Origin of the sequence: Pantoea sp. CTOTU49201, assembly GCF_032054795.1 — a bacterium.
GTDB lineage: Bacteria > Pseudomonadota > Gammaproteobacteria > Enterobacterales > Enterobacteriaceae > Pantoea > Pantoea symbiotica.
Genome location: NZ_DAMBSA010000328.1, coordinates 2,430 through 5,289, shown reverse-complemented (window position 1 = coordinate 5,289; position 2,860 = coordinate 2,430). Strand labels below are relative to the sequence as shown.

Annotated in this window: 2 protein-coding genes and 1 pseudogene; 2 read left to right on the top strand and 1 reads right to left on the bottom strand. The window is 53.7% G+C overall.

All coding sequences use genetic code 11. The annotated features are described in order from the left end of the window. On the top strand, positions 1–422 hold a 422-nt coding region (locus RTY00_RS19065), incomplete at its 5' end, for a response regulator (RefSeq protein ID WP_312665522.1). A 331-nt stretch (positions 423–753) separates the two neighbouring features. After that, positions 754–2,310, top strand: coding sequence for a methyl-accepting chemotaxis protein (locus RTY00_RS19060; protein WP_312665520.1), 1,557 nt, complete (start codon positions 754–756; stop codon positions 2,308–2,310). A gap of 37 nt (positions 2,311–2,347) precedes the next feature. On the opposite strand, the pseudogene RTY00_RS19055 reads toward RTY00_RS19060, so the two are convergent. Next, positions 2,348–2,860, bottom strand: a pseudogene (locus RTY00_RS19055) (HAAAP family serine/threonine permease); the annotation flags it as partial.

The following is a 2,860-nucleotide window of genomic DNA, read 5'->3' as shown; positions in this document are numbered from 1 at the left end:
TCAATTTGAAGCCAGGCCAGGTTGCGATTGTGGCGGAAGATTCCAAAGTGGCGCGTCAGCTGCTGGAGCAAGGCCTGAAAAGCATGGGCATCCCGGCGATTATGCACAACACCGGTCTTGAAGCCTGGATCAAAATTAACGAGATGCAGAAAGAAGCCGCAGCCAACGGTGAATCGATCCACGACAAGATCGCGCTGGTGCTGACCGATCTCGAAATGCCGGAAATGGATGGCTTTACCTTAACGCGCAACATCAAGCGCGATAACAACCTGCGCCAGATTCCGGTGGTGATCCACTCTTCGCTCTCCGGCAGCGCCAACGAAGATCACGTGCGTAAAGTCGGTGCCGATGGTTACGTGGCGAAGTTCGAAATCAACGAGCTGTCGAATGTGATTCATGGCGTCTTGAAAAAGCCGCGTTAATTCCCACATCCAGGTGCGCATAAATGCGCACCCTACGAAAACCCTTCCCCTCTGTCGTAGGGTCGCCATTCATGGCGACCGCAAAACCCTTCACGTTTAGAACCAACAAAAAACCAACTTCAATACCATTAACCTTTCTGTGACGTACCTCTAAAAAATTAAAGTTAAAACATTAACAACCGATAACTGATAGCGCTTGCGCCGGTGCTGCCATACCAGCTTTGTCACGCTGCGCAACGATTTTCACCTTACAAAACATCAACCTGATGCGGGCGCCTTGCCTGCTTGTCCGTCTTGAAAACATCAATTTTTGGCATTACGGGGAGATCCAATGTTGAGCTTAAAAAATATGAAGGTCGGCGTCCGTCTGGGCATCGCCTTTGGTTTAGTGGTGGCACTATTGGTCATCGTCGGCGTCACGTCGATTACCAAAATCAATAACATCAAAACTGGCATTACCTCGATCGTTGAAGATCGCTATATGAAAGTCCGTCTTGGCTTTGACGTGCGCGACGGCGTGAACGAACAGATCAAATACCTGCGCGGCATCGTAATTGATACCACGCGCCCGCAATTCAACGAAAAACGCTATCAGCAATTAGCGGATGCCACCGATAAAACCAACAGCGCGATGAATAAAATCAAAGCGGTGCAGGTGACTGAAGTGGGTAAAAAGAAGATTGCCGGCCTGCTAGCCGCCAGCGACAAGTTTGAAACCGAGAAAAATGAGCTGGTGAATCTGGTACGTGCAGGCGATGCTGACGCCGCCAGCGCTTATGTGCTGAAATCCATTACCAGCACGCAGAATGCCTTTCTCGATAGCGCCGTGGCATTTGCTAACTCGCAGTCACAACAGCTGGAGCAGGAAGGCGCACGAATTATTGATAACGGCTCATCAGCCATCGAGATGACGCTGATCTTCTCCGCCATCGCCATTGCCGCCGCCATCGTGCTCGGCTTTATGCTGACGCGTTCGATTGTGCGTCCGCTGAATGAAGCGGTGGAAATCGCCGGGAAAGTGGCGGCAGGCGATCTGAGTTCACATATAGAAGTGAGCGGCAAAGATGAAACGGCGGTGCTGATGCAGGCGCTGCAGGCGATGAACGACAACTTGCTGACCATCGTTTCCGATGTGCGCGCCGGGTCCGATACCATCGCTGTTGCGTCGAATCAGATCTCCAGCGGCAACATCGATCTCTCATCGCGTACCGAACAGCAGGCCAGCTCGCTGGAAGAGACCGCGTCAGCGATGGAGCAGATGACCGCCACCGTCAAGCACAACGCCGAGAACGCGCGCGAAGCCAATCAGCTGGTGGCCAATACCTCCAACGTGGCGAAGCAAGGCGGCGTGGTGATGGAACAGGTGATCGAGAAGATGGAAGCGATTACGCTCTCTTCGAAGAAGATCGTCGATATTATCAGCGTGATCGACTCCATTGCCTTCCAGACCAACATTCTTTCCCTTAACGCCGCCGTTGAAGCCGCACGCGCCGGTGAACAAGGCCGTGGTTTCGCCGTGGTAGCCACCGAAGTGCGTAATCTGGCGGCGCGTTCGGCGTCTGCGGCGAAAGAGATCAAGGTGTTGATCGAAGATTCCGTGGCGCAGGTGGATGAAGGTAGCCGTCTGGTGACGCACGCCGGTTCAACCATTGGTGAAGTGGTTAACAGCGTGAAAAGCGTGGCGGATATCATGAGCGAAATCACCATTGCCAGCAGCGAGCAGAGCAGCGGGATTAGCGAGATAAACTCGGCGATTACGCAGATGGAAGCGGTGACGCAGCAGAACGCCGCGTTGGTGCAGGAAGCCTCAGCGGCGTCGCAGGCGTTGCAGGAACAGGCAGATCGTCTGGCGCAGTCAATGAGTGTGTTTAAAACGGCAGCGGTGTAAAGATAAACAGGTCGCCATGAATGGCGACCCTACAATGCTAACTCACCAGCGACCAGGCAATCGACGAAATCGCCAGCACGCCGACAATCACCACAAACACGTTACTGATCTTCCCGCTGTACTGACGCATTGCCGGCACTTTCTGGATGGCATACATCGGCATCAGGAACAGAATCATCGCAATGATCGGCCCGCCCAGCGTTTCAATCATGCCCAGAATACTGGGGTTCAGCGTCGCCACCAGCCAGGTGGTCAGCAGCATAAACGCGGTGGTCAGGCGATTCAGGCGCTGCGGCGTAACGGTTTTTCCGCGACTGCGCAGTGACTTCACCACCATGCCGTTAAAACCTTCACGCGCCCCCAGATAATGCCCAAGGAACGATTTGGTGATGGCTACCATCGCAACGATCGGCCCCATCCACGCAATCATCGGCACATTAAAGTGGTTGGCTAAGTAAGACAGAATAGTGATGTTCTGATCTTTCGCCGCCTGCAGATCGGCGGGCGACAGGCTCAGCACGCAGCTGAACACAAAGAACATCACCGTCAC